This is a genomic window from Accumulibacter sp. (assembly GCF_016789985.1).
Classification (GTDB): Bacteria; Pseudomonadota; Gammaproteobacteria; order Burkholderiales; family Rhodocyclaceae; genus Accumulibacter.
The window spans coordinates 1-15,178 of the sequence record NZ_JAEUOL010000014.1 but is presented as its reverse complement, the minus strand read 5'-3'; the positions used below and the strand labels follow the sequence as shown (position 1 = coordinate 15,178).

14 protein-coding genes and 1 tRNA gene are annotated in these 15,178 nt (G+C 62.7%); 8 read left to right on the top strand and 7 right to left on the bottom strand.

Annotated features, from left to right (window positions below):
• Nucleotides 1–506, top strand: a 506-nt coding sequence (locus tag JNK99_RS00900; RefSeq protein ID WP_291847258.1) for a nitrate reductase cytochrome c-type subunit, incomplete at its 5' end; no start/stop codon positions are given.
• A gap of 49 nt (nucleotides 507–555) precedes the next feature.
• Here the strand turns inward: JNK99_RS00900 and JNK99_RS00895 are convergent.
• The 3 genes from JNK99_RS00895 to rnr all read right to left on the bottom strand — a co-directional run bounded on the left by JNK99_RS00895 (nucleotide 556) and on the right by rnr (nucleotide 6,238).
• Nucleotides 556–3,405, bottom strand: a complete 2,850-nt coding sequence (locus tag JNK99_RS00895; RefSeq protein ID WP_291847256.1) for an AMP-binding protein — start codon at nucleotides 3,403–3,405, stop codon at nucleotides 556–558.
• 101 nt (nucleotides 3,406–3,506) lie between these two features.
• The gene (napF, locus tag JNK99_RS00890) at nucleotides 3,507–4,007 is read right to left on the bottom strand and encodes a ferredoxin-type protein NapF (protein WP_291847253.1); all 501 of its coding nucleotides are present in this window, start codon (nucleotides 4,005–4,007) and stop codon (nucleotides 3,507–3,509) included.
• A gap of 2 nt (nucleotides 4,008–4,009) precedes the next feature.
• Nucleotides 4,010–6,238, bottom strand: a complete 2,229-nt coding sequence (rnr, locus tag JNK99_RS00885; protein ID WP_291847252.1) for a ribonuclease R — start codon at nucleotides 6,236–6,238, stop codon at nucleotides 4,010–4,012.
• 39 nt (nucleotides 6,239–6,277) lie between these two features.
• Between rnr and JNK99_RS00880 the strand changes: the two genes are divergently transcribed.
• The 5 genes from JNK99_RS00880 (at nucleotide 6,278) to JNK99_RS00860 (ending at nucleotide 10,382) form a co-directional block, all read left to right on the top strand.
• Nucleotides 6,278–6,364 (top strand) — tRNA-Leu (locus JNK99_RS00880).
• Between the two features lie 401 nt (nucleotides 6,365–6,765).
• Nucleotides 6,766–8,319, top strand: coding sequence for an acyl-CoA carboxylase subunit beta (locus JNK99_RS00875; protein WP_291847251.1), 1,554 nt, complete (start codon nucleotides 6,766–6,768; stop codon nucleotides 8,317–8,319).
• Between the two features lie 23 nt (nucleotides 8,320–8,342).
• Nucleotides 8,343–8,672 carry a hypothetical protein gene (locus tag JNK99_RS00870; protein WP_291847248.1) on the top strand — a complete coding sequence of 110 codons (330 nt, stop codon included), beginning with the start codon at nucleotides 8,343–8,345 and terminating at the stop codon, nucleotides 8,670–8,672.
• Between the two features lie 12 nt (nucleotides 8,673–8,684).
• Nucleotides 8,685–9,086 (top strand): acetyl-CoA carboxylase biotin carboxyl carrier protein subunit, encoded by a 402-nt coding sequence (locus JNK99_RS00865; protein ID WP_291847245.1) that lies wholly within the window; start codon nucleotides 8,685–8,687, stop codon nucleotides 9,084–9,086.
• A 90-nt stretch (nucleotides 9,087–9,176) separates the two neighbouring features.
• Nucleotides 9,177–10,382 (top strand): sodium ion-translocating decarboxylase subunit beta, encoded by a 1,206-nt coding sequence (locus JNK99_RS00860; RefSeq protein ID WP_291847242.1) that lies wholly within the window; start codon nucleotides 9,177–9,179, stop codon nucleotides 10,380–10,382.
• Nucleotides 10,383–10,540: 158 nt separating this feature from the next.
• Here the strand turns inward: JNK99_RS00860 and phaR are convergent, their stop codons facing one another.
• Together phaR and phbB are read right to left on the bottom strand one after the other, a co-directional pair.
• Complete coding sequence (gene phaR, locus JNK99_RS00855; protein ID WP_291847239.1) at nucleotides 10,541–11,116, bottom strand: polyhydroxyalkanoate synthesis repressor PhaR; 576 nt, start codon at nucleotides 11,114–11,116, stop codon at nucleotides 10,541–10,543.
• A 139-nt stretch (nucleotides 11,117–11,255) separates the two neighbouring features.
• Nucleotides 11,256–11,999, bottom strand: a complete 744-nt coding sequence (gene phbB / locus JNK99_RS00850; protein WP_291847236.1) for an acetoacetyl-CoA reductase — start codon at nucleotides 11,997–11,999, stop codon at nucleotides 11,256–11,258.
• A 365-nt stretch (nucleotides 12,000–12,364) separates the two neighbouring features.
• On the opposite strand from phbB, the gene JNK99_RS00845 reads away from it, so the two are divergent.
• Nucleotides 12,365–12,589, top strand: coding sequence for a hypothetical protein (locus JNK99_RS00845; RefSeq protein WP_291847262.1), 225 nt, complete (start codon nucleotides 12,365–12,367; stop codon nucleotides 12,587–12,589).
• Here the strand turns inward: JNK99_RS00845 and pgeF are convergent, their stop codons facing one another.
• Together pgeF and rluD are read right to left on the bottom strand one after the other, a co-directional pair.
• Complete coding sequence (gene pgeF, locus JNK99_RS00840) at nucleotides 12,590–13,408, bottom strand: peptidoglycan editing factor PgeF (RefSeq protein ID WP_291847234.1); 819 nt, start codon at nucleotides 13,406–13,408, stop codon at nucleotides 12,590–12,592. It abuts the gene before it with no gap.
• A 60-nt stretch (nucleotides 13,409–13,468) separates the two neighbouring features.
• A complete protein-coding gene (gene rluD / locus JNK99_RS00835; protein WP_291847260.1) occupies nucleotides 13,469–14,593 on the bottom strand; it encodes a 23S rRNA pseudouridine(1911/1915/1917) synthase RluD in 1,125 nt (374 codons plus the stop codon).
• 1 nt (nucleotide 14,594) lies between these two features.
• Here rluD and JNK99_RS00830 point away from each other — a divergent pair.
• On the top strand, nucleotides 14,595–15,178 hold a 584-nt coding region (locus JNK99_RS00830), incomplete at its 3' end, for an outer membrane protein assembly factor BamD (RefSeq protein WP_291847232.1).

Below are 15,178 nucleotides of genomic sequence, written 5' to 3'. Positions count from 1 at the left end.
CATTGCAACAAACCTTTGACGTGGAGGGAACGCCAATCATGAACAAGCCACTGAAACTTAGCCTCGCCATCCTGGCGAGCTGCCTGACGTCCCTGGCGTTTGCCGCAGACAACGCCACGTCGATGCGCGGCGTCGACGTCGGAGCACCCGACCAGGCACCGGAAATCAAGACCTATGCCGGCAAGCGTCCCGGCACGGAGACCCCGGTTGCCCGGACATTCAGCACGCAACCACCGGTCATCCCACATGCCGTCGAGAATTTCGACGAGATCAATCTCGAAGGCAACCAGTGCATGGATTGTCACTCGGCGGCCACTTACCAGAAAAAGAAGGCGCCGAAGATCGGTGACAGCCATTTCATCGACCGCGATGGCAAGAAACACGTTGAAGCGGTCGGCGGCCGCTACAACTGCGTACAGTGTCATGTGCCGCAGGTCGACGCACCGCCGCTGGTCGATAACACCTTCAAGGGCGACGCCGTCAAGAAGGCGGTCAAGAAGAACTGAGCGAAAACCGCTGGTGCCCCCCTGGACTCAGGGTGACTGCCGCCGGCGCTCAGCGTTCCAGATCATGTTCACCGCAGAGGCACAACATCGCCTGACGGGTGGCATCGCGCAATCTCACCGCTGCCGCCCAGTCACCACCCGTCGGTGACAGTTGCGGCCCGAATTCGAAACTCAGCGGACCGCGCCGCGGCATCCAGGTGCGATCGCGCAGGACGGCACGCGTGCCGCGCAGTCCGCCTACCAGCACCGGTACGCCGGCCCGCACCGCGGCGACGAAAGCGCCCATGCGAAACGGCTTGAGTCCGGCTTCGCGCGAGAAGGTCCCTTCCGGGAAGATCATCACCCGCTGCCCCCGACCGAGCGCAGCAACGATCTCGTCAACATCCTCGACGCTCCTCGAAGCCTCGAAACGCTCGACGAACAGTGTGCCGAGCGCACACAGGAAGGCGTGGATCAAAGGCTGTGCGACGAACTCGCGCTTGGCGACGAAAGCGTAGGCCGCATCCGGCGGAAGGCTCGCGCAAAGGACCAGCGAGTCGAGATAGCTGCAATGGTTGACCAGCAGGAGATGCGGAACGCCGGGCACATCCCCCGCCATCATCCCGGACACGGGCATGCCGGCCAGCCGCAGGAAGATGCGCGCGGCCCGATGGACGATGCGACGGCCGATGGTCGGCGATCGCAACGCGAGCACCAGGGACATCACCGGCAAGGTCAGCAGGAGGAAGACGGTCCAGCACCAGAGACCATAGACCCGCCTGGCCAGCCGTCCTGCAATCTCTGCGCCACGTGCGCGCCAGGCCGCCACCGCGAGGCGCAACATCTGCCGTCGCGGCGGGGTCGTTCTGGCGCCGATCAGACCGCGTTCGAAGACCTCGCGTGATGCGTTACGCCGGATCTTGCCACTGGAGGTCTTGAGTACCGAATTGAGCGGCGCCAGCACGACCTCGTCAGCCGGCATGCCGATCGCTTCGACCGCCACTTCGTTGATTTTCTGCCGCAGTGCCTCGCGTCGATCGGGGTCGTCCTCGCGTGTTTCGGCCAGCACCACCAGTCGCTCGGTCGCGCTGACCGGATCGTTGCTGGCGAACACTGCGACGCATCCGCGGCGCACCCCGGGGAGGTTGCCGACCGCCTGTTCGAGTTCGTAGGGATAGAGATTGCGACCGCCCCGGATGATCAGGTCCTTGACCCGGCCGGTCAGGTAGATCTCGCCCTCGACGGTGTAGGCGTAATCCCCGGAGTCCAGCCAGCCGTCGCGAAACAGTGCTGCGGTTGCCGCCGGGTTACGGTAGTAACCGGTGGTCGCCGATGGCCCACGAAACTGCAGACACCCCACCCGTCGGTCTGGCAACTCGCAGCCATCCTCGTCAACGATGCGTATCTCGTGCCGCGGCAGCACCCGGCCACAGGCCGGGACCTCCATCACATCCACTTCTCCCTCGCCTGCCACTACGGCCCACTTCCTGCTCACCAAAGCCTGGCGCTGGATCAGGTCGATGCGCGGACCGCGGTCAAGCGGCGGGAAGGCTAGGCCGACCGAACACTCGGCCAACCCGTAGACCGGGGTGATCGCCGTGCGATGCAGCCCGTAGGGAGCAAAGCGGTCGGCAAAGGCCTGCAGCGTTGCCGGACTCACCGGCTCGGCGCCATTCAGTGCCAGCCGCCAGGAAGAGAGATCGAGTCCGACGAGGTCGGCAGCGGCAAGTTTCCGTGCGCACAGGTCGTAGGCGAAGTTGGGTGCCGGGGAAAGTGTACCGCGGTGCTGCGTGATCGCACGCAACCAGCGCACAGGACGTGACAGAAAAGCCAGCGGCGACATCAGGACCAGCCGCATGCCGAAGTAGAGCGAGCCGAACCAGGCGCCGATCAATCCCATGTCATGGTAAAGCGGCAACCAGGAGACGAAGACGTCATCGCTGTCCACCCCGACCGCTTCACCCATGGCACGCAGGTTGGCGAGCAGGTTGGCATGACTGAGCACGACGCCCTTGGGGTCGCCGGTGCTTCCCGAGGTGTATTGCAGGAAGGCGATGTCCGCCGCCGCCGCGCGGTAGAGCAGGGTCATCGCCTCGACATCGAGCTCTTCGGGGGTTAGCACTTCGCTCAGGGTCGGCGCCTCGACGCGCAGCAGGGCAGCCACCCCTTTCGCCTGCGGCACGGTGATGATGAACACCGCTTCCGCGTTGTCCAGGATGCGCGCGTGTCGCCGCAGGTGGTCCTCGATCTGCGCCAGGCGAGCTGGCGGATAGATCGGCACCGGAATGCCTCCGGCGAGCATCACGCCAAAGAAACTGGTCAGATAGTCGCGCCCGGTCGGCAGCATCAACGCCACCGCTTGGCGCGGCAACAGGCCGCGTGCTACCAGACCGGTCGCCACCCGCCGCGACTGCGCCAGCAATTCGCCGTAGGACAGGGGCTCGGCGCGAAACTCGGAGGAATCGGCAACGGCTTCGCCATAGAGCAGCACATGCGGGCGTTGCGGCTGGCGTTCGGCATGCCACTCGAGGACTTCGACCAGCGTCTGCGCCTGCTCGGGAATGCTGATCGACCCGGCGACCGCGGTTGGCTCGACGACGACTTCAGCGAAGCACTCGGCACCGGTACGGTCGATCAGGCGCAGCAGATCCTGTGGTGTCTGGGCATCGGCGAGCGCCGCGTCGGGCAACGACCGGCCAAACTCGCTGCCGATACGCAGCAGCAGTTCGACCCGCGCCAGACTGTCGAGACCCAGGTCCCGCTCCAGGTGGCTGCCCATGCTGACTCGTCCGGCTCGCCCCGGGCGGGTCTCCTCGACCATCAGCGACACGACGCGCAGCAACCTGGCAGCCGTTTCCGGCGACGCCGACCGAGCCGCCTTCAACATCGTCGCCGGCGCTTCCCCGTTCTTACCCATCATCGTCCCAACCTCAGCTTGTCACCCGCGCATGACCCGCACAGCCTCTGTGCTGCGCCGCAGCCCTCTCCGCACCCACTCTGCACCAATCCTCCGCCCTGTCGTCACAACCCACGATCGCCATCCGCCACCACGATTGCCTGGGGCGGACAAGGCGCCACGCATGCGCCACAGCCGGTGCAGCGTTTGGTGTCAAGCATCGGCAGTGTGCTGCCACCTTGCTGCAGGCAGAAGCGGATCGCGCCCGCCACGCACAGATCTCCGCAGATTCGGCACTCGACTCGTTGCCACGCCAGGCAGCGTTCGCCAATCGTCGCGCACGCCCCCCACGGCGCCTGTCCGGCCACCCGCTGCAGGGCGCCGGTGGTGCAGGCACTGACGCAGGCCGCACAGAAGGTGCATTCGCCAGCGGCAAAATCGATCGCCGGATAGCCGCTGCCACTGTCCCCGACAATCCGTGTCGGACACGCCACACGGCAATCTCCGCAACGCGTGCAGGCTGCCACGAAGGCTTGCTCGGCCAGCGCCCAGGGGGGACGCAAGATTGCCCTGGGGGTCGAAAATCGGCCACGCAGAAAGTTGCGGCGACTGGTGGGGTCGGCCATGCTCAGAAATCCCTGCGCCTTTGGCCGAAGTCCGTTGCGGGACTCCCCGAGTTGGCAGGCGATGCGGCTTCATCGAGCACGAAGTCGATGCGCCCGGTTTCCAGATCGGAACGGACCAGCGTCACCCGCACGCGGTCGCCCAGACGAAAACGCCTGCCCGTTCGTTCGCCAAGCATCTGGTGCTTGGCGCTGTCGAACTGAAAATATTCATCGCCGAGCTCCGATACATGCACCAGACCCTCGACATACACCTCGTCGAGCGCGACGAAGATGCCAAAGGGCACGACCGCGGCAATTGTCCCGGCGAAGCTCTCGCCAATCCTCTCGCGCATGTAGTAGCACTTGAGCCAGTTGCTGACATCGCGCGTCGCCTCGTCGGCGCGCCGCTCGGTCATCGAGCAATGCAGACCAGCCTCTTCCCACTTGCCCGGCGAATACTGTTGTCCTGCCAGGACGGCCTTGATCGATCGATGCACCAGCAGGTCAGGATAGCGCCGGATCGGTGAGGTGAAATGGGTATAGTGCTCGTAGGCCAGTCCGAAGTGGCCGACATTGTCCGGGCTGTACATCGCCTGGCGCAAGGAGCGCAGCATCACCGTCTGCAACAGATGGGCATCCGGACGACCTTTGATGCTGTCGAGCAACTCGGCATAGTCCCGGGCGGTCGGATCGTCGCCGCCGCCCAGGTCGATACCAAACTCCTTGAGAAAGTTGCGCAGCGCCTCGAGCTTCTCCGGCGTCGGACCTTCATGGATGCGGTACAGGCAGGCCTGCTTGCTGGTCTGCAGGAAATCCGAGGCGCACACGTTGGCAGCCAGCATGCACTCCTCAATCAGTCGGTGAGCGTCGTTGCGGCGCACCGGAACAATCCTTTCGATCTTGCCCTGGTCGTTGAACAGCATCATCGTCTCGATGGTTTCGAAGTCGATCGCACCGCGTTTTCCGCGCGCCTGGACGAGCACCTGGAACAGCCCGTAGAGCGCCTGCAACTGCGGTTGCAGGTGGCGGTGCAGTTCGCTGGCCGGAGACTCGACTCCGGCCAGCCAGTTCCACACCTGATCGTAGGTCAAGCGGGCATGCGAACGAAAAACCGCTTCATGGAAACGATAATCGGTGATTTCTCCGGAGCCGTCGATCGTCATGTCGCAGACCATCGCCAGACGATCGACCCCAGGATTCAGCGAGCAGAGGCCGTTGGACAGCTTTTCCGGCAACATCGGGATGACCCGGCGCGGAAAGTAGACCGAGTTGCCTCGCTCCTGCGCATCCCGGTCGAGAGCGGATCCCGGCCTCACATAGTGGCCGACGTCGGCAATCGCCACCACCAGGCGCCAGCCCTGCTCACGGGGCTCGGCGAACACCGCATCATCGAAATCCTTGGCCGTTTCCCCGTCGATCGTCACCAGAGGCAACGCGCGCAGATCGACCCGACCCTGCCAGTCGTACTGCCCCACCTGCTCCGGCAGGTGTGCGGCTTCCGCCAGGGCCGCCTCCGAAAAGGCAAACGGCAGGGCATGTTTGCGTAGTGCGATCTCGATTTCCATCCCGGGGTCGGCATAGTTGCCGAGCACCTCGACGATTCGCCCGATCGGTTTGGCGTGCCGGTCCGGCTGCTCGATGATCTCGACCGTGACCACCTCACCCGCGCGAACAGGGATAGGGCCATCCGGCGCCACCAGGATATCCTGGTTGATGCGCCTGTCCTCGGGGACAACCAGGGTGATGCCATGCTCGACGAGGACGCGGCCGACGACGCGACTGTTGGCTCTCTCCAGCACTTCGACGATGACCCCCTCACGACGTCCGCGGCGGTCAACGCCAACCACGCGCACGAGCGCTCGGTCGCGATGCAGAACCTTGGACATCTGCCGTGCCTCGAGCGACAGATCCTCGCTGCCATCGTCCGGAACCAGAAAACCATAGCCATCGGGATGTCCCTCGACACGCCCGGCAATCAGGCTGGCGCGCTCTGGTAGCAGGTAGCAGGCCTTGCGATTGCGCAGCAACTGGGCTTCACGCTCCATCGCCCGCAGGCGACGCTGGAAAGCATCCAGTTCAGTCGTCCGAATGTCGAGCAGCAGACAGAGCGCCTCGAAACTAACCGGCTTGCCCTGTTCGCCGAGCACCTGCAGCACGTACTCGCGTGACGGCAGTGGCTGTTCGTAGCGTTTGAGCTCGCGCTCGAAATGAGGATCGCGGCGGCGCATCGCCGACGGTTTCGTTATTGACATTTGCTCTTGTTCCTATAGAATTCGGCCTTCGCTGGAAATGCCCAGGTGGCGAAATTGGTAGACGCGCTAGGTTCAGGTCCTAGTGGTGGCAACACCGTGGAGGTTCGATTCCTCTCTTGGGCACCAGACACAAAAAACGAAAGCCCCAGAACAAAAGCCCCGACTCATCGGGGCTTTTTTGTTTCTGCAGGCGGCTGTCCGGTCACGCCACTGAGCGTGGATCGCCTCCCCTTCCCCAACCGACATCCCACATTGTACGCCATCACGGTCTTCCTTCCCGCCAATCCGGGAGTGCGCCGGTGATACCCGTGCCGCCTGGTGACGGATGTGGATGTGCCGCCAGTACGTCACGCCTTGACGAGCGGCGATCCCACCCTCCTGTTTCCTGCCGTGGTCCGCGAGGCGGAAATTTTTTCCACTAGCCAACACGCACGAAAGTATGGATACTACGCTGCCGAAAGTTTGCCAGCCACCCGATGTTGCAAGAATGAGAATTAGTTCCAACTCAGATACTGTTAGGAATCCAGATGACGATACGACCGGAGTTGATAGAAAAGCTGCGCGCCAAACGCGCGAAGCTGACCGAAAACGTCAGTCCCGAGAAACTGGAAGCGCTGCACGCCAAGGGTTTGCTGTCCGCCCGTGAGCGGCTCGACACCCTCTTCGACGAAGGCACTTTCCAGGAACTTGGTCTCTACGCGGCGCACGCCGCAACCGCTTTCGGCATGGCCGGCCGCGTCCTGCCGGCTGATGGAGTGATTGCTGGCAGCGGCTACGTTGGGTCTACGCAGGTCGCCGCCTTCAGCCAGGACTTCAGTGTGGTTGCCGGCACGCTTGGCAAGATGCAGGCACGGAAGATCACGCGCATCATGCGCCATGCACTGAAAACCGGAGTGCCACTGGTTGCCTTCAAGGACTCCGGCGGCGCGCGCATCCAGGAGGGGGTCGATGCCCTGTCCGGCTACGGCGACGTCTTCTACGCCAACGTCCTGCTCTCCGGCGTGGTGCCACAGATCGCGGTGATCTGCGGGCCATGCGCTGGAGGAGCGGCCTACTCGCCGGCCTTGATGGATTTCGTGATCATGACGCGTACCAACGCGCACATGTTCCTGACAGGACCAGAAGTGATCAAGGCAGTGACCGGCCGCGCGACGACCATGGCGGAAGTCGGCGGTGCGGAGATGCACTCGACAGTCAGCGGCAATGCGCACTTCGTTGCCGAAGACGACCAGCATGCGATCAGCCTAGTCAAGCAGATACTGTCTTACCTGCCGTCGAACAATACCGAGGACCCACCGCACGACCTCTCGGTGCCGATCGAGGAGATGGAGGACCCCGGGATCAACCAATGCATCCCGGACAGCCCGTCCGAGCCGCTGGACATGTATGCGGTGATCCGCCGTGTGGTGGACAAGGGCGAACTGCTCGAGGTACATGCGGGCTTTGCGCGCAATGTGATCGTCGGCTTTGCGCGCATCAGTGGCGTGGTCATCGGCCTGGTCGCCAACCAGCCGATGGTCATGGCTGGCGCGCTCGATCTCAACGCCGCCGACAAGGTGGCTCGCTTTGTCCGGACCTGCAACATTTTCAACGTGCCCGTGGTCACCTTGGTCGATGTGCCGGGCTTTCTGCCTGGGGTCGAGCAGGAGCGCGGCGGCATCATCCGGCACGGCGCGAAGATGCTCTCCGCCTACGGATCCTGCACCGCACCAAAAATCACGGTGATCCTGCGCAAGGCCTATGGCGGTTCGTATCTCGCGATGTGCAGCCAGGAGATGGGAGCGGACATGGTTTATGCGTGGCCGACTGCCGAGATCGCGGTGATGGGTGCCGAAGCAGCAGTGAAAATCCTTTATCGCAAGGAACTCGAGCAAGCCGAGGATCGTCAGGCAAGAGCAACCGAACTGGCTCAGGAGTACCGCGACGAGTTCGCGTCGCCCTACGTCTCGGCCAGCAATTTCTACATCACCGACGTCATTGAACCGCAGGACACGCGCTGGATGGTCGCCCTCGCCCTGCGCAAGATCCTCGACAAACGTGAGCTCAGGCCGGCCAAGAAGCACGGCAACATTCCCATGTAATCGGCACATAAGGACAACACCCGATGGCGACTGATGCTATTTACACGGCACTGCAGGTCTACGGCATTTCCATCGTCATCTCGATACTGGTGGCCGTGTTGATCAAGGTCATGGTCACGGTGACCGGCCGGATGGAAAAGACCAAGCCGCTCGACATTCCGACCGGAACCGTCTGCCCGATCGGTCTTGGCGTTCCCGACGAGGATGTGGCCGCGTTGTCGGCGGCAATCTTCGTAGCCATGGGACCGCACCGCATACTGCACATCGCACCGACCACTCATGGTTGGGCCACCGGCGCACGCGCCGCCCAGCATACCCATACGCCGGGGCCCACGGGCCGAGGCCCCAGATAAAAGGAGCAAGACATGCCCAGACAATTCAAGGTTACCGTAAATGGACGCGAGTACGAGGTCAGTGTTCTGGAACTCACAGCCGGCCAGGCGGCACCAGCGGCGGCACCGACCTCGGCGATGCCGGTCGCTGCCGCCGGTAGCGCCACCAGCGCAGCCCCAGCGGCGGCCGCCGCACCACGGCCAGGCGCAGCCGCCGCCGGAGCTGGCGACGAGGTTGCCGGCATGGGCGGCGTGGTGGTCGAGGTTGACGTCAAGGTCGGCCAGACGGTGGCGACAGGCGACCGGCTGCTGGTGCTCGAGGCGATGAAAATGAAAACACCGGTCATGGCGACACGCGCTGGTCAGGTGACCCGTGTTCTGGTCGCACCGGGAGATGCGGTCGAGGGCGGCCAGCCGTTGGTGACCATCGCTTGATCTGCCACATGAGGCGGGAGCGAGCTCCTGTCGTCTGCAATTCGATGCGCCGGCAGGGGGTATTGCTGCCTGGCGCGAGGACTGAAGCGTATGGAAGGCATTCACTTTCTCGATCTGTTCCAGGGCATCGCCACCCTGGTGGCGTCCGAGCCGAAAATTATGTTCGGGCGGATCTTCCTGATGTTGCTCGGCTTTCTGCTGATCTACCTGGGTTCCAAGAACGTCCTTGAACCCTTGCTGATGATTCCCATGGGCTTGGGCATGTCGTCGGTCAACGCCGGCGTGATGTTCCTCGATGGCAGCAAGATGGGCACACTGTTCGTCGATCCCTTGATGTCCGACCCGATCGAGCTGATGAACATCATGCAGATCGACTGGCTACAGCCAATTTACACACTGACCTTCAGCAACGGTTTGATCGCCTGCCTGGTATTCATGGGAATCGGCGTCCTGCTCGATGTGGGCTACGTGATGGCGCGACCCTTTCAAAGCATGTTCATCGCCCTCTTCGCCGAACTGGGGACCATTGCGGTCTTCCCGATCGCCGTCTGGCTGGGCCTCAACCAGGGCCAGGCCGCAGCGGTGGCCACGATTGGCGGCGCCGATGGCCCGATGGTCCTGTTCACCTCGCTGGTCCTGGCCAAGGATCTGTTCGTTCCCATTACAGTCGTTGGCTATCTCTATCTCGGCCTGACCTATGGCGCCTACCCCTACCTGATCAAGTGGCTCGTACCGGAGCACATCCGCGGCATCAGCATGGTCGCAGATCGTGGACCGAGAATCACCCGTTCGCAGAAGCTCACCTTCGCGGTGGTGGCCTGCACCCTGCTGTGCCTACTGTTTCCGGTCGCGGCGCCTCTGTTCTTCTCGCTCTTCCTCGGCGTTGCGGTGCGCGAAAGCGGGATCGAACCCTTCACCAAGCTGCTCGGCGAGGTCTTCCTCTACGCGGCCACCTTCTTCCTCGGCCTGACGCTGGGCGTGCTCTGTGAAGCCAACACCCTGCTCGAACCGACCGTATTGAAGTTGCTGCTTCTCGGCATGCTGGCCCTGACGATCTCCGCCCTGGGCGGTCTCCTAGGCGGCTACATCCTGTATTTCTGGAGTGGCCGCAAATTCAACCCGATCATTGGCATTGCCGGGGTCAGTTGCGTTCCGACCACCGCCAAGATCGTACAAAAGGTAGCCAGCGCTGCCAATGCGGGAGCGATCGTCATGCCGCAGGCCCTGGGGGCCAACATCAGTGGCGTCATCACCACGGCAATCATTGCGGCTACCTATGTCGCGCTATTGCGCTAGCGAAGGCTGCCCTGATTTCTCTGGACAAAGGAAAACCCCGTTCGGCCGAATCCAGGACAGTATCGACCGCCTGTCCGAAGACCCAATGCTGCCCTCGTACTACGAAACAAGGCAGCACCACGCCGATCAAACCCGACGGCGGATCGCCTCTACCGGGTCTACTTTTCCACGTCCGAAGCCTGCTTCCCGGCCTCGGAGGGAAAACCCGGAAGCGGGATGCTGGTAAACAAGGTGCGGGTCTGATTCTTCAGTTGATCCTGCATCTGATGCAGCATCTTGCGGCTCTGTTCCATATAGGTCGCCATCATCGTCTGCATCGCTGGACCCTGGAAATTCATGAACTGCGACCACATGTCGTTCTGCATCTGGCTGTTGCTCTCGCCGTAGAGTTGCTGCGACTGCTCCTGCAGTTTCTTCTGGAAATCGACGAAGGACTTGATGTTCGTTTCCAGGTACTTGCCGAGCATTCCCTGCATCGCGTGGCCGTAGAAGCGGATCATCTGCGCCAGCAGGTCGGTGGTGAACAACGGGATGCCGGCCGCCTCCTCCTCAAGAATGATCTGCAGCAGAATGCTGCGCGTGATGTCCTCGCTGGTTTTGGCGTCCAGCACGTTGAAGGTCTCTCGGGCGAGCACGAGGTCCTTCACGTCACTCAAAGTAATGTAGGCGCTCGTCCTGGTGTCGTAAAGACGACGGTTCGGGTATTTCTTGATCAGTCGCGGTTGCTCGGGCATGACAACCCTTCCTCCATGTGCGGATGACTCGGCGAGCGCCCGCTGGCGCCCTTTGGTGCGGTGCAGCACAATTATACGCCAGCCAAAAAAAACAGGCCCCATTTGGAGCCTGTCCGGACCACGTTGAAATAAATTTCTGTTACTGGTAGTAGAGACCACCGCAGATGTTCATCGTCGAGCCAGTCATGAAGCCCGCGATATCCGAAGCGAGATAGGCGCACGCGCCACCGATCTCTTCCGGCCTGGCAAGACGCTTCATCGGCACCGTGTCGACAATGCCTTGCAGGATCTCCGGTTTGATCGCCATCACCATCGGGGTCGCCACATAGCCCGGGGTAATGGCATTGACGGTTACGCCCTTGGCTGCCAATTCCGCAGCCAGCGCCTTGGTAAAACCGATCACGCCCGCCTTGGCTGCGGAGTAGTTGGTCTGTCCCGCTTGCCCCCGCAGGCCATTGACCGACGAGATGTTGATGATGCGACCCCAGCCACGCTCGGCCATCTTCGACGCGACCTGCTTGGTCATGTTGAACAGGCTCCCCAGGTTGGTCGAAATCACGGCATTCCACTGCGCCAGTTCCATGCGGCCAAACATCTTGTCACGGGTGATACCGGCGTTGTTGACCAGGATGTCGATCGGGCCGGCCTTGGCTTCGGCCTCGGCAACCAGCGCAACGCATGAATCATAATCGGAAACATCGCCGGCAACACAGATGAAGTCGTTGAAACCGGCTTCTGCCATCGCCGTGTTCCACTCTACCGGCTTGTCGAACTCCGGATGGTAAGCGGCAACCACCTTGTGACCGGCCTTGGCCAGCTCCTGGCAGATGGCCGTACCAATACCACCCATGGCACCTGTAACCAAAGCAACACGTTGCGTCATAGATCTTTCCTTTCCTGTGGACGATTGAAACGATTGGCGGCACTGGACCGCCAGGATTACAACATCTGCTGATTCCCAGGGCACTGGCTTCGGCGCGCCCTAGAAAAACATCCCCTCCCGGGAACTGACCTTTGCCGACAAGTCTGGCAAACCCGAAGCTCTCTCCCCCGGTGTCGAGGGTGACGATGGCAGGCTCGTGACGGGCCACATGGCCACCTTTGATTCTGCATTGCAGCATCCCTGCTGTCAATGCCGCCCTGCCAAAAGTATCGAACTTGCTGGCACATCCGGCACTTGCGTGCCGTTCCGTGACGGAGTCGTGCCAGAAAACGGTGAGCGCCGCCAGGGTGACCTATAATCGCCGCATGCATATCATTGCCATCGGCTGGCTCTATGTGGTCGCCTTGATGACACTGACCGAGCGCAATCTGGTCGCCGGCGCGCTGACGCTGCTGTTCTACGGCCTATTGCCGGTTGCGCTGCTGCTCTGGCTGTTCGGTGGTCCCGGCCGTCGTCGACACGCCGCACGGCAAGCCGCGCAAGACTCCCGGACGGACAGCGGTGACGAGGATCCGGCGCCCCCGCCTTGATTACTCGCCACCCAACCAGATCAGTGCCGCCATTCGCCCGGTGACCCCATCACGCCGGTACGAAAAGAATTTGCTCGCCTGACGCACGGTGCAGTATTCGCCCCCGTGGATGTCCTCGATACCCAGGCGCCACAGGCTTTGGCGGGCGAGCAGATAGAGATCGGCCAGCCAGCCGCCGGTGTGCTGCCTGGCGCCGTCGCCCGGCCGGCAGTGCCCGCCGCTTGGGCAAGTGCCCGCGTCCCCTTCGTCACACGGCAGCGGACGGAAAGCGGCTGCCGCCTCCCTGTGGGCTTCGAGGAAGGACTGCCGGACCTCGGCGCCCACCTCGAAGGACTGCGGACCAATCGCCGGACCCAGATAGGCGAGCAGCCGCTGGCCGGGAACGTCCATGGCTTCTACTACCCGTTCCAGAATGCCGGCCTGCAAGCCGCGCCACCCCGCGTGCGCGACGGCAACAATCGAACCCGCCCGATCACAGAGCAGGACCGGCAGACAATCTGCGGTCAATACCGCGCAGACGACTCCCGGATGGCGCGCGAACGCACCGTCGGCAACCGGGATTAGCGCCAAACGGGCGGCAATCGCTGCGTCGACCACCGCCGTACCGTGCACCTGACGCAGCCAGCAGGGCGGTGCTGGCAGGTTGCGGGCAAGACGCTCACGGTTTCTGGCCACCGCTGCCGGGTCGTCACCCACGTGGTCGCCCAGATTGAAGCTGGCGTAAGGTGCCGCACCGACCCCACCCTGGCGGGTCGTAATCAGGCTGCGCACGGTTGCCGGCGCCGGCCAATCGGGCACGATCAAATGCTCATCGTGCATGATCGTTTCGCCGCCCCGTGTGCCAATGAAAACTTTCAACGGACAAGGATCGAAGCCTGACTATTCACCGGGATCTTCCTCGTCGTCCTCGTCATGGCCAACGTAGATATCTTCCGGACCTTCGTCCCAGTCGTCCTCCCATGCGTCGTCATCCTCCGCATCATCATTGCCAGCGCCGTCAAACGCCGCCGGCGCATCCAGGCGCAGGGCTTCGATCAGGAACGCCATGTCCTCCGGTACAGCGGAGCGCCACGCCATGGCTCTGCCGGTCAACGGGTGGGCCAATGCCAGACGGCAGGCGTGCAACGCCTGGCGGGGAAAGGGAGGCCCCTTCGGTACGCGACTGACACCACCACCATAGGTCGGGTCCCCGACCAGCGGATGTCCGGCAACCATCATGTGCACGCGAATCTGGTGCGTCCGCCCGCTCTCCAGTGCGCACTCGATCAGGCTGCAGTCGACGAAGTGCTCGAGCACACGATAATGCGTACGCGCCGGCTTGCCCGTCGATACCACCGCCATTCGCGTACGCAGGGTCGGGTGCCGGCCGATCGGTGCATCAACGGTGCCGGAGCACTCGACAAGACCGCGTACCAGCGCCCGGTAATGGCGCTTGACGCGGCGCGCCTGCAACTGCCGGACGAGAGCGGTCTGTGCCTCCGGCGTCTTGGCCACCATCATCAGGCCACTGGTGTCCTTGTCGAGTCGATGCACGATACCCGCCCGCGGCACGCCGGCGAGTTGTGGTGCATGGTAGAGGAGTCCATTGAGCAGGGTGCCTGTCCAGTTGCCACTCCCCGGATGCACCACCAGGCCAGCCGGTTTGTCGAGCACCAGCAGGCTGTCATCCTCATAAACCACCGGCAGGGGAATGTTCTCGGGGTTCGATGATTCGGCGAGGGGATCCGGTGCCTCAGCCAGTTCGATGCTCTCCCCAGCCGAGAGTTTGTGGCGCGGCTCAAGGACGGTCATCCCGCCGACCACCACCCGCCCTTCACGTATCCAGCCCTGCAGACGGCTGCGCGAGTGTTGCGCCAGCAAGCGCGCAAGAATCTGGTCGAGCCGGAGACCACTGCAATCTGCGGGTACGTTCAGGGCAATTTTAAGGTTTGCGCTATAATCGCTCGGCCTGCCGCCCTGCGCGGGCGATCCGGCCGCTGCCTTCCTCTTCTCTGGGTTCTTCATCATGCGTAGTTTAGCGGTAATCGCATCCCTTGTTGTCGCCTCGCTGATTGCCGGCTGCGGACTCCTGCCCGAGAGCAAGGATGAAACCATTGGCTGGTCGGCCAACAAGCTGTATGCCGAAGCCAAGGATGCGCTCAACGAAGGCTCTTACGCCAAGGCGGTCAAGTACTTCGAAAAGCTCGAATCGCGCTATCCCTACGGTCGTTATGCGCAGCAGGCGCAGATCGACATCGCCTATGCGTACTGGAAGGATCAGGAGCCGGCATCGGCAATCGCCGCCTGCGATCGCTTCATCAAGCTGCATCCGAACCACCCGAATGTCGACTACGTCTATTATCTGAAGGGATTGATCAACTTCAACGAGAACCTCGGCATCATGGGCATCGTCAGCAACCAGGACATGACCGAACGCGACCCGAAGGGGGCGCGCGAGTCCTTCGACGCCTTCCGCGAATTGGTGACGCGCTTTCCGGACAGCAAGTACACACCCGATGCGATCCTGCGCATGAAGTACCTGGTCAATGCCCTGGCCTCACTCGAACTGCACGTCGCCCGCTATTACATGAAACGCAACGCCTACCTGGC

Coding starts and splice junctions, on each gene's coding strand:
- JNK99_RS00860 (WP_291847242.1), top strand. CDS start 9,177: ATGGAAGGCATTCACTTTCTCGATCTGTTCCAGGGCATCGCCACCCTG.
- napF (WP_291847253.1), bottom strand. CDS start 4,007: ATGGCCGACCCCACCAGTCGCCGCAACTTTCTGCGTGGCCGATTTTCG.
- pgeF (WP_291847234.1), bottom strand. CDS start 13,408: ATGCACGATGAGCATTTGATCGTGCCCGATTGGCCGGCGCCGGCAACC.
- phbB (WP_291847236.1), bottom strand. CDS start 11,999: ATGACGCAACGTGTTGCTTTGGTTACAGGTGCCATGGGTGGTATTGGT.
- JNK99_RS00845 (WP_291847262.1), top strand. CDS start 12,365: ATGCATATCATTGCCATCGGCTGGCTCTATGTGGTCGCCTTGATGACA.
- JNK99_RS00865 (WP_291847245.1), top strand. CDS start 8,685: ATGCCCAGACAATTCAAGGTTACCGTAAATGGACGCGAGTACGAGGTC.
- JNK99_RS00875 (WP_291847251.1), top strand. CDS start 6,766: ATGACGATACGACCGGAGTTGATAGAAAAGCTGCGCGCCAAACGCGCG.
- JNK99_RS00870 (WP_291847248.1), top strand. CDS start 8,343: ATGGCGACTGATGCTATTTACACGGCACTGCAGGTCTACGGCATTTCC.
- rnr (WP_291847252.1), bottom strand. CDS start 6,238: ATGTCAATAACGAAACCGTCGGCGATGCGCCGCCGCGATCCTCATTTC.
- phaR (WP_291847239.1), bottom strand. CDS start 11,116: ATGCCCGAGCAACCGCGACTGATCAAGAAATACCCGAACCGTCGTCTT.
- rluD (WP_291847260.1), bottom strand. CDS start 14,593: ATGAAGAACCCAGAGAAGAGGAAGGCAGCGGCCGGATCGCCCGCGCAG.
- JNK99_RS00895 (WP_291847256.1), bottom strand. CDS start 3,405: ATGATGGGTAAGAACGGGGAAGCGCCGGCGACGATGTTGAAGGCGGCT.